The organism is Nitrospirota bacterium, assembly GCA_040752355.1.
Lineage (GTDB): Bacteria > Nitrospirota > Thermodesulfovibrionia > Thermodesulfovibrionales > Dissulfurispiraceae > JBFMCP01.
Map to the genome: position 1 here is coordinate 12,416 of JBFMHE010000029.1, position 24,242 is coordinate 36,657.

At 62.5% G+C, this 24,242-nt stretch carries 22 protein-coding genes; all 22 read left to right on the forward strand.

What is annotated here, in order from left to right; all coding sequences use genetic code 11:
• Positions 1-4: 4 nt before the first annotated feature.
• Positions 5-1,153, forward strand: a complete 1,149-nt coding sequence (locus tag AB1805_15990) for a glycosyltransferase (GenBank protein ID MEW5746930.1) — start codon at positions 5-7, stop codon at positions 1,151-1,153.
• A complete protein-coding gene (locus AB1805_15995; GenBank protein ID MEW5746931.1) occupies positions 1,113-2,177 on the forward strand; it encodes a glycosyltransferase family 2 protein in 1,065 nt (354 codons plus the stop codon). Before AB1805_15990 ends, AB1805_15995 begins: the two co-directional genes overlap by 41 nt.
• On the forward strand, positions 2,174-3,340 hold the full coding sequence (locus AB1805_16000; protein ID MEW5746932.1) for a glycosyltransferase: 1,167 nt from the start codon (positions 2,174-2,176) through the stop codon (positions 3,338-3,340). Before AB1805_15995 ends, AB1805_16000 begins: the two co-directional genes overlap by 4 nt.
• Positions 3,337-5,025, forward strand: coding sequence for a hypothetical protein (locus AB1805_16005; GenBank protein ID MEW5746933.1), 1,689 nt, complete (start codon positions 3,337-3,339; stop codon positions 5,023-5,025). Before AB1805_16000 ends, AB1805_16005 begins: the two co-directional genes overlap by 4 nt.
• The gene (locus AB1805_16010; protein ID MEW5746934.1) at positions 5,022-5,684 is read left to right on the forward strand and encodes an HAD-IB family hydrolase; all 663 of its coding nucleotides are present in this window, start codon (positions 5,022-5,024) and stop codon (positions 5,682-5,684) included. The genes AB1805_16005 and AB1805_16010 overlap by 4 nt, the downstream gene beginning before the upstream one ends.
• Entirely contained in the window at positions 5,681-6,550 is an 870-nt protein-coding gene (locus tag AB1805_16015) for a decaprenyl-phosphate phosphoribosyltransferase (GenBank protein MEW5746935.1), read from the forward strand. The genes AB1805_16010 and AB1805_16015 overlap by 4 nt, the downstream gene beginning before the upstream one ends.
• Before the next feature lie 33 nt (positions 6,551-6,583).
• Complete coding sequence (locus AB1805_16020) at positions 6,584-7,450, forward strand: ABC transporter permease (protein ID MEW5746936.1); 867 nt, start codon at positions 6,584-6,586, stop codon at positions 7,448-7,450.
• Positions 7,450-8,637 (forward strand): ABC transporter ATP-binding protein, encoded by a 1,188-nt coding sequence (locus tag AB1805_16025; protein MEW5746937.1) that lies wholly within the window; start codon positions 7,450-7,452, stop codon positions 8,635-8,637. The genes AB1805_16020 and AB1805_16025 overlap by 1 nt, the downstream gene beginning before the upstream one ends.
• Positions 8,624-9,628: a glycosyltransferase gene (locus tag AB1805_16030; GenBank protein ID MEW5746938.1), complete on the forward strand. Its 1,005-nt coding sequence runs from the start codon at positions 8,624-8,626 to the stop codon at positions 9,626-9,628. The genes AB1805_16025 and AB1805_16030 overlap by 14 nt, the downstream gene beginning before the upstream one ends.
• A gap of 106 nt (positions 9,629-9,734) precedes the next feature.
• Positions 9,735-10,685, forward strand: a complete 951-nt coding sequence (locus AB1805_16035) for a glycosyltransferase family 2 protein (protein MEW5746939.1) — start codon at positions 9,735-9,737, stop codon at positions 10,683-10,685.
• Positions 10,686-10,728: 43 nt separating this feature from the next.
• Positions 10,729-11,658 carry a glycosyltransferase family A protein gene (locus tag AB1805_16040; protein ID MEW5746940.1) on the forward strand — a complete coding sequence of 310 codons (930 nt, stop codon included), beginning with the start codon at positions 10,729-10,731 and terminating at the stop codon, positions 11,656-11,658.
• Positions 11,655-12,656, forward strand: coding sequence for a glycosyltransferase family A protein (locus AB1805_16045; protein MEW5746941.1), 1,002 nt, complete (start codon positions 11,655-11,657; stop codon positions 12,654-12,656). Before AB1805_16040 ends, AB1805_16045 begins: the two co-directional genes overlap by 4 nt.
• A gap of 18 nt (positions 12,657-12,674) precedes the next feature.
• Positions 12,675-13,628, forward strand: a complete 954-nt coding sequence (locus AB1805_16050) for a glycosyltransferase (GenBank protein ID MEW5746942.1) — start codon at positions 12,675-12,677, stop codon at positions 13,626-13,628.
• A complete protein-coding gene (locus tag AB1805_16055) occupies positions 13,625-14,653 on the forward strand; it encodes a glycosyltransferase family 2 protein (GenBank protein ID MEW5746943.1) in 1,029 nt (342 codons plus the stop codon). The genes AB1805_16050 and AB1805_16055 overlap by 4 nt, the downstream gene beginning before the upstream one ends.
• On the forward strand, positions 14,646-15,923 hold the full coding sequence (locus tag AB1805_16060) for a Glu/Leu/Phe/Val dehydrogenase dimerization domain-containing protein (protein ID MEW5746944.1): 1,278 nt from the start codon (positions 14,646-14,648) through the stop codon (positions 15,921-15,923). Before AB1805_16055 ends, AB1805_16060 begins: the two co-directional genes overlap by 8 nt.
• A gap of 89 nt (positions 15,924-16,012) precedes the next feature.
• The gene (locus AB1805_16065; protein MEW5746945.1) at positions 16,013-17,092 is read left to right on the forward strand and encodes a D-2-hydroxyacid dehydrogenase; all 1,080 of its coding nucleotides are present in this window, start codon (positions 16,013-16,015) and stop codon (positions 17,090-17,092) included.
• Positions 17,093-17,115: 23 nt separating this feature from the next.
• Positions 17,116-18,282, forward strand: a complete 1,167-nt coding sequence (gene wecB, locus AB1805_16070) for a UDP-N-acetylglucosamine 2-epimerase (non-hydrolyzing) (GenBank protein MEW5746946.1) — start codon at positions 17,116-17,118, stop codon at positions 18,280-18,282.
• Positions 18,279-19,526 (forward strand): glycosyltransferase, encoded by a 1,248-nt coding sequence (locus AB1805_16075; GenBank protein MEW5746947.1) that lies wholly within the window; start codon positions 18,279-18,281, stop codon positions 19,524-19,526. Before wecB ends, AB1805_16075 begins: the two co-directional genes overlap by 4 nt.
• 2 nt (positions 19,527-19,528) lie before the next feature.
• On the forward strand, positions 19,529-20,803 hold the full coding sequence (locus AB1805_16080) for an O-antigen ligase family protein (protein MEW5746948.1): 1,275 nt from the start codon (positions 19,529-19,531) through the stop codon (positions 20,801-20,803).
• On the forward strand, positions 20,800-21,783 hold the full coding sequence (locus AB1805_16085) for an acyltransferase (GenBank protein ID MEW5746949.1): 984 nt from the start codon (positions 20,800-20,802) through the stop codon (positions 21,781-21,783). Before AB1805_16080 ends, AB1805_16085 begins: the two co-directional genes overlap by 4 nt.
• 71 nt (positions 21,784-21,854) lie before the next feature.
• Complete coding sequence (locus AB1805_16090) at positions 21,855-23,015, forward strand: glycosyltransferase family 4 protein (GenBank protein MEW5746950.1); 1,161 nt, start codon at positions 21,855-21,857, stop codon at positions 23,013-23,015.
• Positions 23,016-23,252: 237 nt separating this feature from the next.
• Positions 23,253-24,242 (forward strand): hypothetical protein (locus AB1805_16095; protein MEW5746951.1); only part of this gene is annotated, 990 nt, incomplete at its 3' end.

A 24,242-nucleotide genomic window follows, 5' to 3' on the forward strand; every position in this document is an offset into this window, starting at 1 on the left:
CCCGGTGAAGCCTTTGCGCGTGGGACATATCATCGCGACCAATTTCTTCGGAGGACCCGAAAAGCAGATCGTCGAGCACGCGCAGCGGAGCGCGGGCAGAGACCTCTCCGTCGTGGTTATTTCGTTTATCGAGCGGTCCCGGAGAAACGAGCTGCTCGAACGCGCCGCGGACCTCGGTCTCGATACCCATGCGCTGCATACGAACAGCCCCTTCAACCCGAAGGTCATTCCGGAGCTCGCTTCATTTTTGAAAAGGAACGGCATCGACCTGCTCTGCACCCACGGCTACAAATCGAATGTCATAGGACGGGCTGCGTCCTGGCTCGCCGGGAGGCCGGAGATCGCCTTCTCGCGGGGCTGGACAGGGGAGGACCGGAGGATACGGCTTTTTGAGCAGCTCGACCGGCGGTTTCTTCGCGCCGCCGATCATGTCGTCGCCGTCTCGCAGAGCCAGAGAGAGAGAGTGCTCTCCCTGAATGTCCCTGCCGGAAAGGTCTCGGTCATTCACAACTGCATCGACGCGGACCGCGCTGCGGCCCTGCCGAAACAGTCGATCCGCGCAGCCTTCGGCCTTCCGCGCGAGGCGGTCATCGTCGTCTCGGCGGGACGGCTCAGCCCTGAAAAGAACTTCGAAGGCCTGCTCGATGCCGTGCAGCTCGCTATGAAGAGGGACCCGCGGATTCATTGCATCGTCTTCGGCGAGGGAGCGGAGCGAGAGAACTTGGAGGCGAAGAGGAGCCGCTATAAGCTCGACGGCCGTTTCCTGCTGCCCGGGTTCCGCAAGGACATGATGTCGTTTATGGCGGACGCCGATATCTTCGTGCTCCCTTCCCTGACCGAAGGCCTCCCCAACGTGGTGCTCGAAGCATGCGCCCTGGGGAAACCGGTCGTCGCGACCGCGGTCGGCGGGACCCCGGAGATCGTGCGGCACGGGATTACCGGCTTCCTGGTCAAGCCGGGAGAGACGAGGAGGATGGCGGACTATATCTGCCGTATCGCCCGGCACCGGGAGCTCGGGGCCGCTATGGGAATGAGCGGACATGACTATATCAGGAGTCATTTCGGCTTCGACAAACAGACAGCGCAGCTCGAACATATCTATGGAGAGGTATATGCATCCTTTTATCACGGTCGTCGTACCGGTAAGAAATGAGGCGCGGTTTATTGCGGATACGCTCCTGCAGCTGCTGCGGCAGGACTATCCCCGTGACCGGTTCGAGATCATCGTCGCCGACGGCATGTCGAACGACGGCACGAGGGAGATCGTCTTCAACCTTGCGCGGGAGTACCCCATGCTCAGGCTGATCCCCAACCGGAAGCGGTTCTCGGGCGCCGGCAGGAACATCGGCTTCGAGCACGGGAAGGGAGATATCTTCGTGGTCGTCGACGGCCACTGCCACATCGATCACAACGGGTACTTCACCGCCATCGTCGAGAGCTTTGCGAAGAGCGGCGCCGACTGCCTCGGCAGGCCGCAGCCGCTCGACCCTCCGGGGCTGACGCTCTTCCAGAAGGCCGTGGCCCTCGCGCGGTCGTCGCCGATCGGACATGGGGGCGACTCGCTGATCTACAGCGACTACGAGGGGTACGCGAGCCCCGTGAGCAACGGCGCCGCCTATACGCGGAAGGTGATCGAGCATCTCCGGAGCGTGGACGAGCGGTTCGACGCCTGCGAGGACGTGGAGTTCAACTACCGTGTCGAACAGGCGGGCTTCACCACGTATACCAGCCCCGCCCTGGCGGTGCGCTACTATCCCCGCGAGCACCTGAAGGGGCTCTTCAGCCAGATGATGCGGTACGGGCAGGGGCGGTTCAGGCTCCTCGAAAAGCACGCCGGGACCTTCTCGCTGAATACGCTTGTACCGGCGCTTTTCGTTGCCGGCATCGCGCTCCTCGCCGCCGCCGCCCTCCTGTCGCCGCTCTCGGCGCTCTTCCTCGGACTCTTCGACCTCCTCGCCCTGGTGTTCATTCTGTACGGGCTGCTGGTCACCGGGGAAGCGGTGCGCATCGCTTCGCGGAGCGGCCTCCGCCATCTCGTCTTTCTCCCGTTCGTCTTCATCGCCATTCATGCCGGTCTCGGCGCCGGCTTTCTCCGGGAGATGGCGAGGGCGGGGCACGCGGTACTCCTCCCGGCAGCGCTGAAGCGGGGCGCCCTCAAACGGACCGCGCTGCGATGATAAAGATCGCCTTCGTGATTGACACGATCGACTCCCCCACGGCAGGGACCGAGCGGCAGCTCCTCATGCTGCTGAAACACCTCGACCGCCGCCAGTTCGATCCGTATCTCTGCGTGCTGCGCTCCTCGGCCTGGCTGGAGCAGGAGTTCGACCTCTGCCCCCTGCATGTCGCCGGCATCCGCTCCTTCAAGCAGCTCGGCTCCTGGCGGCGCTTATGGCGGTTCGCACGGTTCCTGAAGCGGGAGGGCATCGCTATCGTCCAGACACACTTCAGGGACTCGGACATCGCCGGCATCATCGCGGCGCGCCTCGCCGGCACAGCGGCGATCATCGCAACGCGGAGAAACCAGGGATACTGGCATAAACGGGGAGAGGTGGCGCTCAAGAAGCTCCTGAGCCGCCGGGCCACCGTCATCATCGCCAATTCGCAGAGCACGAAACAATGGACCGCAGCGGTGGAAGGCGTGCCGGCGGAGCGGATACGGGTCATTCATAACGGCATCGAGCTCGAGGCATACCCGGGCAGCGATCCCGTGCTGCGGGAGCGCTGCCGGAGGCAGCTCGGGCTGTCCGGGAATACCTGCTGCATCGGCGTCGTGGCGAACCTGAGGCCGGTAAAAGGCATCGATGTCTTCCTGCGGGCAGCGGCGCAGGTGGCGAGACGGGTCGACGACGTGCGGTTCCTCATTGCAGGAGAGGGCGAAGAGCGTGCCGCGCTCATGCGGCTCGCCGCCGAGCTCGGCCTCGGCGGGGCGGTCCGGTTTCTCGGGAGGAGGCGGGACGTTCCGTCGCTCCTCGCCGCCTTCGACATCGGCGTCCTCTCTTCGCATTCGGAGAGCTTTTCGAATGCACTCATCGAGTACATGGCCGCCGGCCTGCCGGTCGTCACTACCGATGTGGGCGGGAGCAGGGAGGCGGTCGAGGACGGCGTCAGCGGGTTCGTCGTACCGGTGGGGGATGACCATCGCATGGCGGAAGCGATTATCCGCATAGCAGAGGACCGCACGGAAGGACTGCGCATGGGCCAAAGAGGACGGCGCTGCGCCGAGCAGCTCTTTTCATCTCAGAGCTGTATCGAGAAGAGCGAGGCGCTCTACCGGGCATGCGGGCTCTCACGCGTGCGGGATGCCCGGCAGGTATGCCGTGGTGGGGCGCAGGTATGAAGCGCAGCGCACTGCCGTACGCCGCCGTGCCGCAGCCGCACTACGGACTGTTGGCAGGAGCCTTCCTGCTGATCGCCCTTACGCTGCACCAGGCAGGCACAGCAGTCCTCTTTGCCGCAGGCTGGAATCTCTCGCCTCTTCCGGTGTTTTTCGCGGTCTGCGCTGCCGTACTCATCGTATGGCGGCAGCTCGCCCTTTTTCCCCGAGAGAAGAGAATTGCAGCGTTTTCAGCGCTCCTGCTCACGAACGCCCTGATCGTCGCCCTCGCCCTCGCCCTGAGCGGGGCCTTCTATGACCTCTCTTTCGACGGGCAGAACTATCACCAGGAGGCGATCATCGAGCTGGCGAGGGGATGGAACCCGCTCCATGCCGAGCTCTCGAACAACGACCACGCGCTCTGGATAAACCACTATGCGAAAGGACCATGGATCGGCGCCGCAGCGCTCTCCCAGCTAACCGGAACTATCGAGTATGGCAAGGCCATGAATATACTCCTCCTCGCCGCATCGATGATGACCTGCTATGCGGCCCTCGCCGCAATGACACGGATAGGACCTGAAAAGGCGGTCCCGCTCAGCATCCTGTTCGCCTGCAACCCCGTTGCACTGACCCAGCTCCTCAGCTTCTATGTCGACGGGCAGCTCTATTCCGTGCTGCTGATGTTCCTCTCGCTGGCATATTTTGCTTTTACGAAGCCGCAGGGCATCGTCATGCTCATGCTCGCCTTCAGCACGATCATGGCCGTCACGATCAAGTTCACCGGGCTCGTCTATATCGCCGTGCTGGGTGCGGGAGTGTTCGCCGGGTTCCTGCTCTCCGGCAGAGCGGCAGCGGGGACGCGCTTCTTAGCGTATGTAGCGCTGGGTACCCTCGTGGGTGTTCTCCTGGTGGGGTTCAATCCTTATGTCACCAATTTTCTGAAGAAGGGCCATCCCTTCTATCCCCTGGCCGGAAAGGAGCCGGTCGACATAATTAAACCGAATACGCCGGGAAATCTGCTTTCCCGCAGTCGCGTCGAAGCGCTCGCCCTGTCGGTGTTTTCCCGCTCCGAGAATGCAACTGCAGCGAAGGCCGCGACTATCAAGATGCCGTTTACCGTCGCTTTTTCCGAGCTGAAAGCGCACCGGGGGGCCGATACGAGGGTCGGCGGATTCGGGCCTTTCTACAGCGGGATGCTCGTGGTGGCCCTGCTTATCGTCATGGTGGCGTTCCGGCATAACGCAAAGAAGACGGCGGCAGCGGTCGCCGGGGGCGCGCTCATCCTGGCATCTGCCCTGGTCAACCCTGCTCCCTGGTGGGCCCGCTATGTCCCGCAGCTCTGGATGCTGCCGCTCATCCCCCTCGTCCTGGCGCACCACCTGCACGGCAGCAGGCTGCTGCGCGTCCTCCCGGTCCTCCTCGTGCTCAGCGCCGCTGCCGATGTCGCGCTCGTTGCCGGCCCTTATTGTTATGCACAGTACCGTGACAGCAGGGCGCTCGACCGGCAGCTGCTCTCGATCGCGGAGAGCGCGAAGCCGGTCGTCGTGGATTTCAACTCCTTCAGGTCCAACCGGCTCCGCCTGGAGAGGTACGGCATCAGGTATCATGAGGTCGATGCGGCGCCGTGCGGCCCGCGCATACGGCTTGTCGGCTCGGGAACGGAGCTCTGCGTCCCCGGAAATATCCCGCGAGGGACGGCTTTATGATCGCGCGGGGCGGGCGTGCCGCGTCCGGGGGCATGCGTCTCCCGGGCAGCGCTGAAGACACTGCGGGACAGGCGATCGCTTTGTTCGATTTCGACCATACCGTTTCAGCGGACGACAGTCTCAAGGACTTTCTGCTGTATGCCGTCGGCCGCACGAGGCTGCTGCTCGGCGCGCTCGCCTTGAGCCCCCTGCTCGTCGCCTGCGCGCTGGGGCTGATTCCGAGAGAAATGGCGAAGGAGAGGGTCGTAAGTCATTTTTTCGGGAATTGGAAGTATCGGCACTTTGCGTCCATAGCCTCCGCGTACAGCAGGGAGAGGCTCCCGCAGCTCGTGCGGCCTGATGCCCTTGCGCGCATACGCTGGCACCAGCGCCGGGGCCACACGGTCGTCATCGTCACCGCCTCCCTCGAGGACTGGATCGAGGGCTGGTGCAGGGCACAGGGCCTCGGACTGATCGCAACGCGGCTCGATGTCGAGAACGGCCGTGTTACGGGCAGGTTTCGGGGACGGAATTGCAACGGAGCGGAGAAGGTCAGGAGAATCGGACTGCAGTACGATCTCGGGGCGTACGATTATGTGTATGCGTACGGCGACAGCACGGGTGATAACGATATGCTCGCGCTGGCAGACGAGAAATACTATCGGTGGAAGCGTTTATGAACACGGCGGTCGTCCGGCTCATGCGGCCCCACCACTACCTGAAGAATCTCTTCATCCTCGCCCCGCTCTTCTTCGGGCTCAAGGTCTATCAGCCCGAGCTGCTGGCCCGGGCAGCGACCGCCTTTCTGGGATTTTCATTGGCGGCGAGCGCGGTCTACATCCTCAACGATTATTACGACCAGGAGAGCGACCGGGCGCATCCGGTCAAAAAGAACAGACCCCTCGCTGCAGGGCTCGTCACCCGGACCGAAGCGCTCCTGCTCATGGCAGTGTGCCTGGCCGGAGGCATGGCGATTACGTTCCTGGCGGGAACGGCTCCTGTGGCGTTGACGCTCGTCTACGTGCTCGTCATGATCGCCTATACGGTAAAGCTGAAGCATGTCGCCCTCATCGATGTCTTCATCATAGCAGCGGGATTCGTCCTGCGCCTGTTCGTCGGCGCCGAGACGATAGGGATATCGCTTTCGATGTGGATCGTTCTCATCACCTTCCTGCTGGCGCTTTTCCTCGCCCTGGCAAAGCGGAGGGACGATTACGTCCTCTACAAGGAGGATGGCCGCAGGACCAGAAAGGTGATCGAGCACTACAACATCCCGCTGCTCGACGCAGCGATGGTCCTCATGTCCTCCGTTACGGTGGTCGCCTACATCATGTACACCATATCCCCTGAAGTGATCGCGCGGGCAAGGACCGACAAGCTGTATCTCACGGCAGGGTTCGTCATCTTCGGCATCATGCGGTACATGCAGCTCACCTTCGTGTACCGGACCAGCGGGTCCCCTACGAAGCTCCTGATGCACGACGGGTTCCTCAAGGCGTCCGTCATAGGCTGGATCGCGGCCTTTGCGCTGTTGCTGTACCGGTGACGCCTGCGCTGGCGGCACTCATGAGAGGGCAGTGTGCCTGACGGGAACGATAAATACGGAACGGTCGTCTATACCCCGGAGTCGCAGCTCCGCAGCCCGGTGCAGTTGCTGCGCACCATGGGGCGGGACCTGCTGCACGCGCGGGAGCTGGGGTGGCGGCTCTTCGTACGGGATACTTCCGCCCGGTACCGCCAGAGCATACTGGGCATCTTCTGGTCCTTTGTGCCCCCGCTCGTCACCGGGCTCGTCTTCATCATCCTCCAGTCGAAGAGGATCGTGAACTTCGGCGCCACCGACATCCCTTACCCGGTCTTCGCCATGGCCGGGACCATGCTCTGGCAGCTCTTTACCGAGAGCCTCAACGGACCGCTGGCGAGCGTGCGCGGCGCCCTTCCCCTGCTGGCGAAGATAAACTTTCCCCGCGAGGCGCTGATCCTCGCGGCGTTCTACCATATCCTCTTCAGTCTTGCCATCAAGATGACGCTGCTCCTCGGCATCCTTCTTCTCTTCGATATCCCCTTGACGTTCCGGCTCGTGCCTGCTCTCGGGGTCATCATGATGCTCATATTCCTCGGGATGGGCATCGGCCTCCTGCTGACGCCCGTGAGCATGCTCTATACGGATATATCGTCGCTGCTGGCGGTCGCGGTCCAGCTCGGCTTTTTCGTGACGCCGGTGGTCTATCCTCCGCCGACCGCTTTCCCGTACTCCCTGGTAACCGTCGTCAATCCGGCCGGCATTCTGCTGACGGCTGCGCGGGACCTCATGGCGAAGGGAGCGCTCACCGGCTCCGCGGTACCGCTTCTGCTGGTATGCCTCCTGACGGTCCTGCTCCTCTTCGGCGCCTGGATCGTCTACCGCGTCGCGCTCCCCCTCATCATCGAGCGGATGAGCTCCTGATGTCCGACCTGCTCGTCACCGCGGAAGGGGTCCATAAGAAGTTCTGCCGGAGCCTCAAGCGCTCCCTCTGGTACGGCATGAGCGACATGGGCGCCGAGCTCATGGGCCTGCGCGGGCCCGCGGGCTTGCGGCGGGATGAGTTCTGGGCGGTCAGGGATGTCTCGTTCCGGCTGCGCAGGGGCGAGACCATAGGGCTCATCGGCCATAACGGGGCGGGGAAGACGACGCTCCTCCGCATCCTCAACGGGCTCATACGGCCGGACCGGGGCCGCGTCGAGGTAACCGGGAGGATGCAGGCGCTGATCGCGCTCGGCGCGGGGTTCAATCCCATACTGACCGGAAGAGAGAATATCTATGTCAACGCCGCCGTGCTGGGCATCCCCAAGGCGGAGGTCGAGCGGCGGTTCGATGAGATCGTCGATTTTTCGGGGGTGGGCGAGTTCATCGACGCCCCGGTGCAGAGCTACAGCTCCGGCATGAGCGTCCGGCTGGGGTTCGCCGTAGCGGCTCACCTGAACCCCGACATCCTGCTCGTGGACGAGGTGCTGGCCGTGGGAGACTACGGGTTCCAGAGCAAATGCTACAACAAGATCGGGGAGCTGAAGAAGAACGGGGCCGGCATCATACTCGTATCGCACAACATGCATACGGTATCGACTTTTTCGGACCGGGTGATGCTGCTCAGCAGGGGCGAGTGCAGGCTGTTCGACTATGTCCCCGAAGGCGTCAAGGCGTATACCAGCTTCTTCGCCGCCACGGACCAGAGCGACGACATCGAGAAGGTAGTGAGCGGCAACGACAGCATCAGCTTCGACGAGGTGGCGATAGAGAAGCGGGACCTGCGGCCCGCGGATTCGTTCGTGCTCTCGATGCGGTACGCGTCGACGAAGACCTACGAGGGGGTCGATATCGACACCCTCATGTACAGCAGCACCGACCCGTGGCTCTATTTCCAGAGCACGAACAAGGCGTACAACCGCACCGTCGATCTGCCGCAGGGATCGCATACCCTGCGCGTCGCCATAAGGGACATTCCGCTCAACAGTGCATCGGCGAAGATCGTCGTGACCGTCTGGACGAAACACCGGACCGAGAAGCTCTTCTGGTGGAGAGTCCCGGTCACCTTCGGCGGGGTCGACTATTCGACCGGGAACAATTTCCTGAAGGTGGAGTATGAGGTCGAATAACGGCGTGCCGTGCGGCGGGGGTGGAGAGAGGCGGCCGGACGTCAGCATCGTCATGAGCGTCTACAACGGGGAGCGGCACCTCCGCGAAGCCGTCGAGAGCATCCTGGGGCAGACCTTCACCGGCTTCGAGTTCATCATCGTCGACGACGCCTCCCGCGACCGTTCGCGGGAGATCGTCCGCTCGTATACAGACCCCCGGATCGTGCTCCTCGAGAACGAACGCAACCAGGGGATCACCCGGTCGCTCAACAGGGCGCTCGGGCAGGCGAGGGGCGCGTACCTGAGCCGCCAGGACGCCGACGACATTTCGGAACCGGAGCGGCTGGAGGTCGAGCGGGACTTCCTCGAGCGCCGTCCCGAGGTCGGCCTGGTCGGAACGCATGCCGCCTTCATCGACCGCGCCGGAAGGGCTTTCAAGGTCTGGCGCACTCCCGAGACCCACGAGGAGATCGTGAAGGGAATGCTGTACGGCAACTGCTTCTGCCACGGCTCGGTGATGCTGCGGAGGTCCTGCCTCGATGCTGTCGGGCACTACCGGGAGGAGTTCAGGTATACGCAGGACTATGACCTGTGGCTGCGCGTCTCCGAGCGCTTCGCAACGGCGAACATAGACCGTATCCTCTACCGGATGCGGAGGACGCCCGGGACCATATCGCGCAACAGGCACGAGGAGCAGCTCGACTTCCACCTGCTGGCGCGGGAGCTCGCGCGGGAGCGCCGCCGCACCGGCAGCGACAGTCTGGCGGCGCTGAAGGGAGCGCGCATCGGCGAGATGCTGCGGACCCGGTATCGCCTGAGCGAAGCGGCGATCGCACAGTTCAAGGCGGAGATGTTCCTGGATAAATTTTCCGAGGCGCTGCTCACCGGCGACTACCTGAGCGCGGTCGCGTTCTGGGCGAAGGCCTTCACCTTCGAGCCCCGCTGGGGAACGATGAAGGCGCTCGTAAGGGACATTTACCGGAGCGTAGCGCCGCGGGTAAAGGCAGCCTGATCCGCCGGGGAGGCGAGGAAGGGGATGGTCACCATAACGGGAGCAGTGAGCAGGTACGGTGCAGTTGGAGCCGGGGCGCGCGTGCGCTGAAAGGAGGCTGGAGGATATGGATATCTCGATACTGCTCGCAACCTACAGACGGCCTGATCTGTTGTCGAAGACGCTCGAGAGTCTCGGCCGCCTCGAGACGGGACCGCTCAGCTGGGAGGTCATCGTTGCCGATAACGCCGGGGATGAAGCTACCCGCGCCCTGGTGCAGCGGTTCGGCGGGAGCCTCAACGCCCGCTATCTCGTGGAGACGAGGCGGGGGAAGAACAACGCCCTCAACCGGGCCGTCCGCGAAGCGAAGGGAAAGCTCTTCCTCTTCACCGACGATGACGTTATCGCGGACCGGCGCTGGTGCGTCGAGATGTGGGAGGGGGCCGCGCGCTGGCCCGACACGGCGGTGTTCGGAGGCCGCATCATCCCCGCGTTCCATTCGGGAAGGGCGCCGCTCTCCCGGAAGCATCCCTTCTTCAAATTCGCCTATGTGCACGCGGAATGGAAGATCGAGGAGGGCCCCTACGAGGCGTCGCATGTATGGGGGCCGAATATGGCGATACGCGCCGAGCTGTTCAGGAAGGGCTGGAAGTTCAACCCGAACATCGGGCCGAACGGCAAGAATTATGTCATGGGGAGCGAGACGGAACTGACCATCCGTCTCGAAAAGTCGGGATACCGGCCGGTCTACCTGCCGAAGAGCCTCGTCCATCACCAGATACGGCCGGAACAGCTCAAAGCGCGATGGCTCTTCCAGCGGTCGTTCAGGGACGGCAGGCAGCGGGCCGTCTGCCTGGGGCTGCCCGACGTGCCGCTCCTCTTCGGCGTCCCCCGCTACATGGTGCGCAAGCTCGTCGAGAACAGGATCAAGCACTTCATTTTCTTCTACGACCGCGAGCGGTCGATCGACTTCGGCATCAAGTACTGGAACCTTCGGGGTATGCTGTATCAATACCGGCAGGGGCTATCCGGGACGCAGCAGCCGCCGGCGGTCCCGGAGCTGTCCGACCGCAGCTGAACGCAACGGGACGTCCATACGTCCGGCAGGACGCCTCAGTTCAATGACCATGCCTAAAGTGAGCGTTATCATTCCCACCTACAACAGGGAGCATTGCATCGCCGAAGCCATAGAGTCGGTGCTGGCGCAGACCTACGGCACTACGGAGATCATCGTCGTCGACGACGGCTCGACCGACCGTACGGCCGAACGGGTGGCCGCTTACGGAGACCGGGTCACGTATATTCACCAGGAGAACGCCGGCCCCTCCCGCGCCAGGAACAGGGGTATCCGGGAGAGCTCGGGAGAGCTCATCGCCTTTCTCGATTCCGACGACCTCTGGCTCTCGACCAAGCTCGCGCGGCAGGTGGAGGAGTTCCTCAAGGACGATGAGCTGGGGATCGTCGCCACGCCGGTGGTCTTCCGTTTCCCGGGCCGGAAGATGCGGGCGAACATCGGGAGCATGGATACGGCCGCCTTGCGGGAGCACTTCCTCGATACCTTCCTGATGGTGACCTCGACGGTGATGGTCAGGAGGCGGTGCCTCGAAGAGGTCGGGCTCTTCAACGAGGCGCTCTGCTATGCCGAAGACATGGACCTGTTCTACCGCATCGTGCGCGCCTACGGCGCCAAGATGCTCGGCGACTACCTGACCGTCAACAGAAGGGCGCCGAACAGCAATCTCGTAACCGACACCTCCCGGCGGGAGCGGCTCGTGGCCGACTCCCTCGTCTGCATCGACCGGATATTCTCCTACCCCGAAAACAGGAATAAGGAGCGGAAAAAGAGAGACCGCTACCGGACCTTTTTCCGCTGGATCGGCATGAGCGACGTGCATGCGAACCCGCGCTTTGCCCGCACGTATCTCTGGAAGGCGCTTTCCTATAAACCATGGGACTACCGGCTCTATTGGCCGCTCGCCCTGTCGTTTCTCCTGGCCGGAAGGCTCCGTCCGTACCTGAGGAAGGCCAGGCTGAGGTTCTCCCGGTCATGACACGGAACAGGGGAGAGATACGGTCCGGCGCCGCAGGGGAGCAGCCTCTCGCCTCGGTCGTTATTCCCGCCTATAACGCGGCCCCGTACATCGCCGCGACGGTCGAATCGGTGCTGGCGCAGACCTACGGGGCAGTCGAGGTGATCGTGGTCGACGACGGCTCGACCGACGAGACAAAGGCGCTCCTCGCCGGGTACCGGGCGGCAGAGCGGATACGCTACTGCTACCAGTGCAATACAGGACCCTCTGCGGCCCGGAACCGCGGCATGCTCCTTTCCCGGGGCGCGTACCTCATCTTTCTCGATGCCGACGATCTCCTGTCCCCCGGCTATGTCGATGCCGCGGTGCGGTTCATGGCGGAGTACCGGCAGGTAGATTTCGTCTTCTCGAACTACGAGCTCTTCGACGAGGGCGGCGTCGTCGCGGCCTCGGGAGTGGACCGCTGGAAGATCTTCAGGAGTATCCCTCACTTCACCGTCGGCGGCGGGCGATGGCTCTTCGCGGAGTCGCTGACGCGCTCCATCATACAGTACGGCGGCTTCATGACGACGAGCAGCGTCGCCTTCAGGAAAGAGGCGCTCGGGAACGAGCGGTTCAGGGAGGGCTTCTTCTACGGCGAGGACGACGAATTCTTCGCCCGGGTCAACTACCGGAGCAAGGCGGGCTACATCGACCGCGTCCTGGTGAGCAAGAGAGTCCACGGCCGGAGCATCATCCACGACCGGAGCAAATCCCTGAGGAACGCCGCGCATTTCATCGCCCTCGCTGAGCTCCAGCGGGTGTACTATCGCGAGGACCCGGCCATTCGAGCGGTCCTGGAACAGAAGATCCCGGCATTGACCGCCGATTACTGCTGGCATCTCATCGACCGGGGGCAGTACCGGGCCGCGCAGGAGATGCTCGCGCAGACCCTGCGGCGCTACCCGAAAGCCTATCCTCTTTATAAACTGCTGGTAAAGAGCTATCTGCGCCGTATATACCGTGCGGCGGGTGCGTGAGGGAGAGCGCTGCGCGCCGTGAAGGCAAGTGTTGTCGTCTGCACCTATAACCGGGCCGTGAGCCTGAAGCGGACCCTCGCGAGCCTCGCGGCGATGGCGCCGCCCGATGATGCCGAGTGGGAGCTCCTGGTCATCGACAACAACTCCCCTGACGCCACGAGAGAGGCGGTCGAGGAGTTCGCCGGAACGGCCCCGCTGACGGTCCGTTACGTCTTCGAGCCGCAGCAGGGGCTTTCCTATGCCCGTAACCGGGGTGTGCGTGAGGCCCGGGGGGAGATCATCGCTTTTACCGACGACGATATCGTCGTCGATGCCCTCTGGCTCAGGAATATCGTCAGGGCGTTCAGGGAGCATGACGCCGGCTGCATCGGCGGCAAGATCATTCCCCTCTGGTCGCAGCCGAGGCCCGCGTGGTTCACGAGCGAGCTCTTCTGGTACCTGGCGCTCCTCGACCTCGGAGACGAGGTCCGTATCCTGACCGAGCCGCAGCTCTGGGGAGCGAACTTTGCGGTGAAGGCGTCCCTGTTCTCCCGGTACGGGTATTTCAATCCCGCCGCAGGCCGCATCGGGGAGAAACTGTATGCCGGGGAGGAGACGCAGTTCATCCGGACGCTGATCGGCAACGGGGAAAAGGTCTGCTATGTTCCCGACATCGTCGTTCATCACGTCGTGCCTGCCGAGCGCATCAGGAAATCCTATTTCCGGAGGACGATCTTCGACCGCGGCGAGCAGCTCGCCCTCGAGACCGAAACAGGCGGCGACCCGACGCTCATGGGGGTCCCGCTGCAGGAGCTCCCGTCCGTAGCCGGGAAGCTCTGGAATTACCTGCATGCGCTGATGAGGCGCCAGCGCCGCGCTTTCAACGAGCAGCTGGACCTGGTCGGCAATATGGGATATATCGTCGGAAAGATCAAATACCGCAACCGGAGCTCCAAAGCGCTCCGCAAGAGATCCAAAAGGGAACCGCTATGAGCATGCCTGCGACGAGCCGGAGAGTATCGGTAATCATTCCGACGTACAACCGGGCCCATTACCTCAAAAAATCGGTAAAGTCGGCCCTGCGCCAGACCTACGGCAACCTCGAGGTGATCGTGGTCGACGACGGCTCGACCGACAACACCCGTGCGGTGCTCCAGCCGTACATCGACGACCGCCGTATCATCTACCTCTACCAGAACAACGCGGGCAGTCCCGCGAAGGCGAGGAACCGCGGCCTGCGTGCCGCATCGGGCGACTATATCGCCTTCCTCGATTCCGACGATGTCCGCATGCCGGAGAGCATCGAGAGGAGCGTGGCGCTGCTCGACGCTTCTCCCGAGGTCGGCATGGTCTGCGCCGACTGGCTCAACTTCAAACGGTACCACAGCGTGCGGCGCGACCGGAAGCCGTCGTGGATAACGAAGGCCGGCTACATAGAGAAGCTCCCGGATGAGTTCGTGCGCGAGAGAGGAGAGGACTTCCTGATCCTCGGAGAGGACTTCATCTACGAGCTGTTCAACACGAACTTCGTTTTCACGAGCAGCGTCGTTACCCGCCGGGCCCTGCTCGACCGGGTCGGGTGGTTCGATGAATCGTTGACCATCGGAGAGGACTGCGACCTCTGGATGAGAATATGCGAGGTCGCGTACCTGGCCTTCCTTACCAGCCCCCTCGTCTATCGGCGGGTCCACCGGGGGAGCATAACGAGCTCCCTGGCGCGTAATATCATGGACGATACCAGGGTGCTCGAGAAGTTCATGAGCAAAAGAAGACCCCTGCAGCCGTACGTGAAGAAGCGTTTTCACCGGAGGCTCGAGAACTTTTACTCCCGCTCGGGCTATTTCTTTTTTACCCGCAACAACCTGGCGGAGTCACGGAAGCGGTTCATGAGAGCGATACGGTACAACCCCTCGGCCTACGCCTATTACCGCTATTTCGCCCTCTCGCTGATGCCCATGGACCTGTTTCTCCTCGCGAAACGGCTGAAACAGCGGATGAGCCGGTCCGAATATGCCTGAACGGACAGCGGCGGTGCGCCGCACGCACATCGGGGATGCCATGGACAGCATCGAGAACATGACCGCGGGGCTCTCGATAGCGGCAGAGCTGTCCGGCGGCGGGCGGGCTTTTGTGGTCGTCGACTCCCTTTACCACGGCACGAGCTCCGGCGGCGTCAGGGTCGCGGAGAATATCGAGCTCGGGGAGGTGCAGGCCCTGGCCCGGGAGATGACCCTCAAGTTCCGCTTCATAGGGCTGCCGCGGGGAGGGGCCAAGAGCGGGATCAGGATGCCGGCAGGGCTCTCCCCTGACGGGAAGCGGAGGCTCCTCGAAGAGGTCGGGCGGCGGTACGCTCCCCTCATACAGACCGGGCTCTACTATCCCGGTATGGACATGAACTGCGGCCCCGACGACCTGCGCGCCCTCTACCGGGGGGCGGGCATTGCGCTGGGAGCGGTTACCGACACCTCCTACTTCACCGCCCTTTCGGTAGCCAATGCCGTCATCGCCTGCAGCGACGTTCTTGCCGGGGACGGACGGCCGCTCACCGTGGCGATCGAGGGGTTCGGAAGCGTAGGGCGCTCCCTCGCCGAACGGCTTCCGGCGGAGCGCTTCCGCATCGTCGCCGTCTCGACGATGAAAGGCGCTGCGGTCGACAGGAGCCGGAAGGGATTCTCCGCACCCCTGCTGTCGTCCCTGCGAAGAGAGTTCGGCGACGACTGCGTGAGCATGATCGGGGGAGCGCGGACCGAGCGTGAGCGGCTCCTCGAGGCCGAGGTGGATATCCTCCTGCCCTCGGCCCGGACCTGGGTGATCGATGAGAACACTGCACGGAACGTCAGGGCGCGGTGCATCGTTCCCATAGCCAACGCGCCCTATACGAAAGAGGCCGTGGGCCTGTTGCATGAGCGGGGTGTGGTCTGCCTGCCCGGCTTTGTCACCAACTCCGGCGGGGTCTACGCCTCCTCTCTCTACGACAGCGGGGTTCCGGGTGAACGGATAGAGCAGATATCGGCCACGCTATACCGGAGAATTGTCGGCCTCCTCGTGAGAAAAGCGGCGGAGCTCCGGCAGTCCCCGGTCGTCCTGGCCGAAGCCGTCGCCCTGGAGCGGCTGAGAAGGGCGCATGAAGGGCACGGGCAGGGGCAGGGGAGCGCCGGGCTCGTCCGGAGGATCGGAAAGCTGCTGCGCCGGAAGGGGATCGTACCGAGGGCCTGGCATGCCCGGGCCTTCGAGGCGCGGTTCATCAACAATCTCGAGCAGCTCCTCAAGGAGATAGAAGAAAAGTAAGAAGTAAGAGGGAGCTTACAGGAAACTCTCTGGAGTTGAACTCCGGCTCCCGGCGCTTGGCGCTCAACGCTTCACGCTCGATACGCATTATGAAAATCGCAATCCCTTCGCATATAGCTCGTGACTACGGCGCTCATCTGAGGAGAGCCTATCCTGATGCGGACATTATCCCGCTTGCTATCCACCGCCGCGAATCTCCGTTCCGGAAGGTCTTGCGGCGGTGCGCGGAGTACGGGCTCCCGTATCACACCTATGAGCGGCTGCAGCCGTGGATAGGGCGGCGGCCCTCGTTCAGTTTTTCGCTCGATGGAAAGCCGCTCTCGGCGCCGGCAAGCGACGTGCAGGGGCTGCTCGCGACATGGATGATGGAGTATGACTCCCTCAAGCAGCTGCTCCCGCTGCTGCCCGGGCTCCGGTGGCTCCATTCCACCAAGTCCGGCGTCGAGCATCTGCCCGGGGAGTGCCTGGGCAACCGGAGCCTCACCGTGACCGCCTCGCGCGGCGCGCATTCCCGCCGCATCGCGGAGTTCGTTATGGGTCTCATTTATTGCTTCGGCAAAAACTACCTGGGGCACCGCGCCCTCCAGCAGAAGCGGCGGTGGGACCAGCTGCCGTCGCTCGATATCGAAGGAAAGCAGGTAGCGGTGCTCGGCGCCGGGAGCATAGGACGCGAGGTGGCGCGGAAGGCACGGGCGGGCGGCATGCGCGTCTCCGGGGTGAGCCTGCGGGGAAGGCCCGACCGGCTTTTCGAGAGGGTCTATCTCCCGGAGCAGCTCGGCGATGCGCTGCGGGGGGCTGATTTCATCGTCGTCTGCCTGCCCCTGACCAGGGAGACGACGGGTTTCATCGGCGCCGAAGCGCTGGCACGGATGAAGCGCACGGCGTACCTGATCAACATTGCCCGCGACCGCATCGTCGACCGGGAAGCCCTGGTCCGGGCGCTGCGCACGGGCGCGCTGGCGGGCGCGGCGATCGACGCGGTCGCCGACGATTTCCTGCCGAGGAGCCATCCCTATTATCGGCTCGATAACCTGCTTATCACGCATCACTGCGCCTACCGCGGCGAGACCCCGGCTGCGGCGCTCCTCGGCAGGTTCGAAGAGAACCTTGGGCGGTTCCTCGCGGGCGAACCGCTGATAGATACGATCGATCCCGAAAAAGGGTACTGAATAAAAGAGAGGATACTTCATCGATGGCAAAGAGACCTAAAGTGATGATAATTTTCGGGACGCGGCCCGAGGCGATCAAGCTCGCCCCGGTGGTGAGGGCCTTCAACGATGACGGAGGCTTCGCCACGGTGACGCTCGCCACGGCGCAGCACCGGCATATGCTCGACCAGGTGCTCGACCTCTTCGGCATCGTACCCGACTACGACCTGGATATCATGACCGCGAACCAGGGGCTCCCCGATGTGACGAGCAGGAGCCTCCATGGCGTAGACGGGGTGCTGCGGAGCGAGCGGCCCGATATGGTCCTGGTGCAGGGAGACACCACGACGGTCTTCGCCGCAGCGCTGGCAGCCTACTATAACCGGATCCCGGTCGGCCACGTGGAAGCGGGCCTCCGGACCTCGGATAAATACTCGCCCTTCCCGGAAGAGATGAACCGGCGCATGGCGACGGTGCTCGGCGATCTCCACTTCGCCCCCACGGAATGGGCGCGGAACAACCTCCTGCTCGAAGGGGTAGCGGAGGAGAGCATCCACGTTACAGGAAACACCATCGTCGATGCGCTCCTCGGTGTTCCCCCGCGCTCTTTTCATGGCGAGGACGGCCTCCCCGAGCTGAGCCTCTTCCTCAGGTCGGTCCCGAGGATGGTCCTCGTCACCGCCCACCGGCGGGAGAACTTCGGCCAGCCCTTCAGGGAGATGTGCGCTGCGCTGCGCGAGCTCGTCGAGATCAATCCGGACCTCGGCATCGTCTATCCCGTCCACCCGAACCCCAACGTGCGGAATGTGGTCACCATGATGCTGGGCAAGCATCCCCGGATACTCCTGATCGACCCCCTCGACTACGGGACCTTCGTCAATCTCATGCGGTATGCCTATCTCATCCTCACCGATTCCGGGGGGGTGCAGGAGGAGGCGCCGAGCCTGAAAAAGCCGGTGCTCATCATGAGAGAGAACACGGAGCGGCCGGAGGGTGTCTCCGCAGGAGTGGCCCGCCTGGTCGGAACACGCCGGGAGTCGATTGTCGGCGAGGCGATGCGGCTGCTGCATTCGGAGCAGGAGTACGGCAGGATGACGAGCGGGGTGAATCCCTTCGGCGACGGGAAAGCCTCGGAGCGGATCGTCGCCGCCGTGAAGGACATCCTCGCCGGCAGCGAGCCGCGGGTGCTCGCCGCGCGGGAGAACGCATGAGGCTCTTCGCCGTCCTGTACTGCTATCCTCCGCTCCTGACGCCGGCGACGATGTGCTACCTGAAGCTCCTGGCGGGACTGAGGGCGATGGGGCACACGGCGGACGCGCTCGCCGTCGACGTCGGCTCCTACCACGGTCCGATGGGCAATTATACCGACCTCTCCCTGCTGCAGCTCGTGCCCGAGGGGGTCGGCGTGCATACGGTGCGGTCATGGGAGCGGCATCCTCTCATGAAAATGCTGAAGGACATCGAGATCGGAAGGAGGCTACTCTACCCGCTCTTCGAGCCGCAGAAAAAGGAGTGGTACTTTCCCGCGGTGCGGCGCCTCAAACGGCAGGACCTGAGGGGGTACGACGCGATTATCAGCTGTTCGCAGCCGCACGCGAATCACCTCATCGGCGAGCGGTTGAAGAAGCTGACCGGGAAGCCCTGGATCGCCTATCTGAGCGATCCCTGGACGGATAATCCCTGGGGAGAGTACCGGTCGAAGCGGATACGCGCGTACAACCTCGCCCTCGAGAGGTCGGTCATAGAAAAGGCGGATGCCGTGCTGTTCACGTCCGAAGAGACGCTCGCGCTCGTCATGAAGAAATATCCCGACCGCCTCTCCACGAAATGCGGTGTTCTGCCGCACTGTTATGTTCCGGAGTGGTACCGGCTCGGCGCCAGCAGGGGACGCGACGGCGGAGGGAGGACGAGGATACTCCATACCGGCCACTTCTATGGCCTGCGGTCGCCGATGCCGGTCTTTGCTGCGCTCGAGGCGCTGAGCAGGGAGACCGATCTGGCGGAACGAGCGGAGCTCCTCTTCTTCGGCACGATGGAGGCGCGCTACCGCGAGTTCGTCCGGGAGCGGAAACTGGACCGGGTCATCAGGATCATGGAGACCGTTCCGTACCTCGACGCCCTCTCGATGATGCTGAGCTCCGACTACCTCCTGCTGGTCGATGCTCCTCTCAAGAACACCGCCGAGAGCGTCTTTCTCCCTTCGAAGCTGATCGACTACCTCGGCAGCTTCAGGCCGGTGATCGGTATAACCCCGTCGCGGGGGACCAGCGCGAAGGTGCTGAAGGAGACCGGCGGCGCCTGCTGCGCTATCGAGGACGACCGGGCGGTCCGCCGGACCCTGCGCGAGGCACTCGACCGCTCGCTCGCCGCAGCGCCGGTCAGGAGCGCGGTCGAACAGTATGACTATAGAACCGTTGCGCAGAAGCTCAATTCCCTGCTAAAGGAGATGATCTGACTATGCTATGGCTCGTGATCGGGTATATGTTTCTCTTCGTCTTCAGGCCCTTCGAGTATTGGCCGGTGCTGGGGACCTACCGCATCGAACGGGTGTATATGATCGCGCTCCTCGTCGTGCTGTTCCTCTGGCAGGGGAAGCGCCATCTTACCCACTCCATCAATAATTCCATCCTCTTCTTCCTGGGGGTTATGGTGGTGTCGTCGGTGTGGGCGTTCAGCACGGATGATGCCTACCAGGCTACCTTCGACTACTTCAAGCTGGTCGTCTTCTATTTCGTCATCGTCCTGACGATCAGGGACGAGCGGCAGCTGAAGATATTCATGGTCGCGTACATCGCCGTCCTGTTTCTCTACGTCGGCAAGTCGGCCTGGGAATTTTTCGTCCACGGGAGATACGTGTACAACATGGGCATAAAACGAATGCCGGGTCTCGATACCACCTACGGCGACCCGAATGCCTTCGCCGCCTCCATCGCCTACTCGCTGCCGTTCCTCTGGGCACTGATCAAGTACCGTTTCGAGCAGCCGCTGATCCGTAAGATGCTCTGGGCCTATGCGCTCCTAGCCGGCGTCTGTATCATCGCCACCGGCTCGCGCAGCGGCATGGTGACGTCGCTTCTGTTTCTCCTGCTCGTATTCTTCAGTACGTCCCGCAAGGTCACCGGGGTCACCCTGCTCCTCGCGCTGCTCGCCTTTGTGTGGAATGTCATGCCGCTCGACTATCAGCAGCGGTTCAAGTCCGCCTTCTTCCGGGGTGTCGCTCCCCAGGCGCAGGCAGCCGATGCCTCTGCCCAGGGCCGGCTCGAAAGCCTGAAACAGGGGATCAAGATGTTCATGGAGAGCCCGCTCCTCGGCATCGGACCGGGCAACTTCAAGTACGGGTGGGATCACGCCCCGGTCGGTCCCAGCGCGCACAACCTCTACGGCGAGCTCCTGGGCGAGACGGGTGTCATGGGGCTTTTGGTATTCTCCGCCCTGGTGATACTCATCGTCAGGACGCACCGAACGATCATTGAGCGGGCAACACTCTTCCTGACCGTACATGCCGCCAACGCCCCTCCCGCATCCGTGGACAATATGCGCCTGCTCCGGCTTCTTTCTTCAGCCTCGGTGCAGGTTGTTGTGCTCCTCCTGTTCAACGGGAATTTCGGCCGCAACCTGTATCGGTACAACTGGCTCTGGATCGGCGCGATCGCGGTCCTTTCGTTTCACTTTCTGAACCAGGAGCTCAAACGATCCGGTGCAATAGCCGGGCTGAAGGCACGTCGCTCGTGAGCAGAGAAAGGGAAGAACGCCTCTCACGGAACTTTGCGGTGCTCAAGCCGCTGGCGATCCTCTGCGTGGTCGTCGCGCACTTCCTGAGCGCCGCGCTGCCGATACTGTGGGTTCCCGCAGCGTTCGGGCTCCATATCTTCGCCTACTCCTCGGCATACTTTACAGCGCGAAAATACCGGGACCGCTTCGGCCTTCGCGCCTACTGGCGGCAGAAGCTCTACCGGCTCGGCATCGATCTGATGGTGATAAACGTTTTTCTCGGAACGCTCTTCATCATCGAAGGCAAACGGGGCATCGTGAGCTGGCATACCGCAGTCAACCTCGTCGGACTGAACGGGTTTCTGAACTGGTTCCGGATCCCCAACGCGAGTCCCTTCGGAGCGGGCATGTGGTTCTTTACCCTGCTCCTGCTCTTTTACGGGATATACCCGGTGTTGAATGCGCTCCTCAAGAGCACGACCGCCCTCGGCCTCTTCTTCGCCGGCGCCGTGGGGGCGCTTTACTGGCTGAATCTGAACGTCGCCTACGGACACACCCTCTGGCTGACGGCAGGCGGTTTTGTCTTCGGCTTTGTCGTGGCAAAAACCGGGTTCAGCCTGCCCCGGAATGTCTGTATAGGCGCCATGCTTGCGCTGGGAGCCGGCCTGGGGTTCCTCTACGTATCGAAAAGCACGGCGGTCCCGACCGTGATCTTGCTCTTTCCCCTCTTCTGCTTTTCGGTGCTCCTCATCGAGCACCTGCACTTCGAGAGCGCTCCCGTTGCACGCCTCTCACGGTACGTCTTTCCTGTCTACCTCATACACATGTACCTCTTTGTCAAGATCACCGGCAACGACTATCTCAACGCGGCGATATCGCTGCTCATTGTGGCGCCTGCTGCAGTTCTGCTTGCAAAGGTTTCCGAGAAGACGAGGGAGGTTTTGCTGACCGCTCCGGAGCAGCACTCCGGGGCCGTACCGACTCTCGGCAGGGAGAAGTGAGAATGCAGATGCTGAAGAGACACCGCCATCCGTGTGCCTCATAGGGCACGCGGAAGGAGATACACGCTTTCATGGCTCACCAGAAGCCGATAAGACTGCTCGTCGTTGCCCACTGGCCGTTGGGAGGCATAAGGACGTATATGAAATACGTCTATAAATACCTTCCGGACAGGCCGGAGCGGTACGCCATTACCATACTCGCCTCGTCCACCCCGGAGGATGGGGCGCTGAAAAGGGACGCGGAGGAGGTCGGCGCCCGCCTCATTACCTATGACCCGCACGGCGGCAAAGGACATCCCTCCCGGATCATCTTCAGAGAGATGCTCAGGAACAGCTATGACCTGATCCAAAGTCAGGGGTTCATCTCATCGCTTCACGTATACCCGGCAAATCTCTTCTTCAGGGTCCCCCATATCCTGACGGTCCACGGCATACTGGAGGAGCGCTTCTTGAAGGGAACGACGGCGCCGCTCAAACGTGCGGCTCTTTCCTGGGTCATACGGCATGTGGATGCGCTCTATGCGGTAAGCAACGATATCATGGAGCATCTGTATGACAATGTTCCCTCGCTCAGGACCGCGCGATGCAGGAGAGTGGTGATCAAGAACGGCATCGATGTCCAGTCGTTCACGTCTGCACGGACAGGAAACGGCGATTTTCGGAAAAAGCTGGGCGCCGGACGAGAGGTCTTTCTTATCGGGTTCCTCGGAAGGTTCATGCAGCAGAAAGGATTCGACTACCTGATCGATGCCGTCGAGGAACTGGAGCGGAGCCGTGCAAGGACCAGGGAGTTCAAAGTGGCGGCGGTCGGTTCGGGCGACTATCTCGAATGGTATAAGCGCGTAGTGAGAGAAAGGCGCCTGGAGCACCGGTTTGCCTTCATCCCTTTCCAGAGCGATGTCCTCGCGCTCTACAGGGATTTCGACGTGGTGGCGATGCCCTCGATCTGGGAGGCGAGCGGCCTGCTCGCCATGGAAGCCCTCTGCGCAGGCACTCCCCTGATCGCATCGGACTGCATAGGACTCAGGGAAACGGTGCGGGACACCCCTGCCCTCGTCTTCGAGAGCAGGAACGCTGCAGCGCTGGCACAGGCACTGCATAATCTCATGGCGGTGTCGCACAGCGAACAATTTGACACGTTTAGGAGCAGGGCGGTCGAGCAATTCGATGTGCGGAAGACCGCCCGGGAGGTCGACAGACTTTTTACCGCCCTCTCTGCCCGCAGACTGTAGGGAATTCCCTGCAGCATAACCGGCCTTGCGTTCATAGAAAAAGCATCGTTCCCTGTATCATCGTAAGTACCTGTAGGCAATACTGTACACAAAACGGGGTCTCGGCAGCATTGAATAATGCCAATAGCAGTAATTCAGGCACTTGCAGCATAGCGCTCTCCTGGCACGCCCTTTGCTATACGGTCCGGTCAGCCTGTTTTCACAGTGTAACAGCAGAAGGAGTAAAAGGAGAGTATTATGAAGAAGTATCTGATCATCGGGGTTCTTGCGATGGTCCTGCTCGTGGCGGCATCGGTAGGGTATGCGTACGAGCTGGGCACCAGGGACATGGTCACGGGAGCGGGAAGGGCGACCGTAGCGAAACCCGCCCGCACCTACACCAAACAGATCACCGCACCGGGCGTATTAAACCAGTCCAACACCGAATACGTCCTGATGAACGATGTCGTGGCTAACGGCACCGCCTTCACCATCCAGGGCTCCAACATCACCCTGAACCTCAACGGCAAGAAGGTCACCTACCTCAACGCCAATGCCTCGACCGCCTACGGTGTCAAGATCGACGGCTATGCACGGAACAATATCGCTATCGTGAACGGTACGATTCAGCAGGGGGCAGGGACGTGCTCCGGCAATCAGAACGGCTACGGCTGCAACCCCCTCTATGCCTATGACAGCTGGGGCCTCGAGCTGGGCGGCCTCGACATAACCTGGAGGGCGGCGGACACCGGGGGCATCTACCTGCACTGGGGCGGCAAGGCCAACATCCACCACAACACCCTTAATGACCTGGGCTCCACGGTCGTCAACCGGCACCAGGGCATCGATGTGATCAAGGCCGCCAATCATGCCAACTCCGTCATCAGCCACAACCTGATCAAGCGGGCGCGCCACCGCGGGATCATGTCGGGGCCGAGCAACAAGGTGTACAACAATGACGTCTACATCGACAGTGTGGTGACGAACTCCACGGGGGTGTCGATCAACAGCGGCGAGGCGCACCACAACCGGATATACGGCAAGGGGGTGCACCCGATCGGCATCTGGCCGGGCAACAACGTGAAGGTCTACTCCAACTACGTGGAGGTACAGAACACGAAGTGGGGCAGCGAGTACGGGGACACGGGCTCTGCGGGGCTCAGGATGACGTGGGGCAATAACAATGTGGAGGTGATGTACAACACCTTCATCGTGAAGGCCTCGAACAACTATAACGGCACGGGAGTG